This window comes from Bacteriovorax sp. DB6_IX, from assembly GCF_000447775.1.
In the GTDB taxonomy this organism is placed as follows: Bacteria; Bdellovibrionota; Bacteriovoracia; order Bacteriovoracales; family Bacteriovoracaceae; genus Halobacteriovorax_A.
Genome location: NZ_AUNJ01000441.1, coordinates 1 through 2,279 on the forward strand (window position 1 = coordinate 1; position 2,279 = coordinate 2,279).

Sequence of the window (2,279 nt, forward strand, 5' to 3'; positions counted from 1 at the left end):
AGTCCTTTTAGATAGATTGGCTCTACATAAGCCGTTTCACCTGTTTTTAAACGAATGACTTGGGAAAAGTGTAAGCGTCGCCCCTTCCAAAAGAATAATATCTCTGATTTGTCGTGAAGTGTAATAGCGACACATCTATCTTTTTCATCACACCTAAGATCAATAATACTCTTTCCCGAAACATTACTTCGTAAGTACTCTAAAATTCGATCTTTAACAATTCTGTGACTAGAAGGGACGGTTTTATCAGCGGCCCAAACTCCACAATAGTCATTACCTCGTCCAATAGACAGATGTATTGTCTTTCCTGGAATTCTAACGTTTAGGACAATCATCTTGCCACTGCTAAATATCTTTTGTACCTTGCCAAATCTCCAAGACTCCTCCAAAATGAAGAGACTTCGAAGATGCTCACAGGAACTATATAACTCAGAGAAATTTAAATTCATGGCCAACAATATACTTTTTCAAACATTGAACAATATTGACTGGCAGCAAATTGCCAATCAGATCACATTTCATTCTTACTTTGAGGATACTAAGGATATTTTTACAAATAATCCACAAGTATTCACAGAGACGAATATCAATAGTCACCTTGATAATATTAGCACACTTTCACGCTTATTAGATGATGGGATTAATTTCGATTTAATACTCTTTGATTGTGTAAGCGATGCTGCGGAAAATCACACCTTCATAAAAAATATGAACAAGGGATTAATCGGGGACTTTAAACAGCTTAATTTTGTTAGCTGTATTATAGAGAACATCTTTGAACTGAAGAAATCTCTACCACATGGTGAACAAAAAGATATCATTTTAGAGTTGATCAATGATGGCCAGAGACTAAGAAATAAATTCATTAAACCATTAAGAACATTTGTTGATAGAAATGGCTCTGTATATCTAGAAAGACATCCAAAGCTTGCAAAGAAGATAGCTGAAAGAAATGCTTTAGAAACGAAGATCCGTGAAAAGGTCATGTCTACATTAAAAGATGCAGACATTGAGAAACGACTTCAATTTCAGGGTTACGATGTTATTAATGACCGCTATGTTATTCCTGTCAGAAGTGATTCTTATAATGCGAATATTGGTCTTATTATTTCTAGATCAGGAACAGGACATACTTTATTTGTAGAGCCGACAGAAGTTAGAGAGTTGTGTAACAAGAGATTGAAAATTATCTCTGAGATCGATGAAATCGTAAATGAAATCTGTCATGGTTACTCTACACTACTTTCGGAAAATTATGATTACGTCCAAAGAGTCTATAAACTTATTCTGAAGTACGACTATGATCTGACACAGGCGAAGTATTCTATACATAAGGGGCTAGTAAGACCTGAAGTTAGCCTTGAAAGAGATATTAAATTATCAGCTTTCTTTCACCCGTTAATTGACGGGTGTATAGCAAATAATATTGAAATTTCATCTGATAAGCACGGGCTTATTATCTCTGGTCCAAACACCGGTGGTAAGACAGTTTCAATTAAAACGATAATTCTCTGTCATGTATTTTTAAAACTAGGGTTCTTCATTCCAGCAGTTGAAGCAAGACTCCCCCTATTAAATGATATTTTTTATTTTGATAGTGATTATCAAGATCTTTCTCATGGCCTAAGCTCTTTTGCAGGAGAGACGACGGCAATTTTGGAGATGCTTGAAAATATTAATGACAACTCTCTGATCGCTGCGGATGAAATTTTCAACTCCACATCATCAGATGAGGCCTCTTCTCTGGCAATTTCAATTATATCTTATTTAACAGATGTTAAAGATTCGAAAGTTCTTATTTCAACTCACCATCAGTTGTTAAAGACTAAAATGCAGACAAATGAAAAATTCATTTCTGCCCATGTTGGATATGATTTCGAGACAAATAAACCTAATTATAGGCTTATCATTGGGACCCCAGGTAGCTCAATGGCCCTCACGATTTTTGAGAAGCTATCAAGTAAATTCAATATTGACCCATCAATTATTGAAAATGCGAAGAGTATCTTAGATCAAAAATATATGACCTACGAAAAGCTACTTCAGGATCTCTCTCATAAGAAAGCTGATCTAGATAAATTACTTGTTGAAAATAGAGATCTCAATTCACAGCTTAAAAATCAAAAGAAATCGATGGAAGGTGTTCTCTATCTAGAAAAACAAAAAGCTTTTGAGATTTATAAAACTAAGCTTGAAAAACAACTAGATAAGATTAACTCTCTAAGACGTTCTGATATGTCTCCGAAGCAGATGCAGAAAAAGGCTTCAGAGTTTAAATC

Annotated in this window: 2 protein-coding genes; one reads left to right on the forward strand and one right to left on the reverse strand. The window is 34.7% G+C overall.

The annotated features are described in order from the left end of the window. Positions 1–335, reverse strand: a 335-nt coding sequence (locus tag M901_RS13675; protein WP_034722332.1) for a hypothetical protein, incomplete at its 3' end; no start/stop codon positions are given. 55 nt (positions 336–390) lie between these two features. Here M901_RS13675 and M901_RS13680 point away from each other — a divergent pair. Further along, on the forward strand, positions 391–2,279 hold a 1,889-nt coding region (locus M901_RS13680; protein WP_021278799.1), incomplete at its 3' end, for a MutS domain V protein.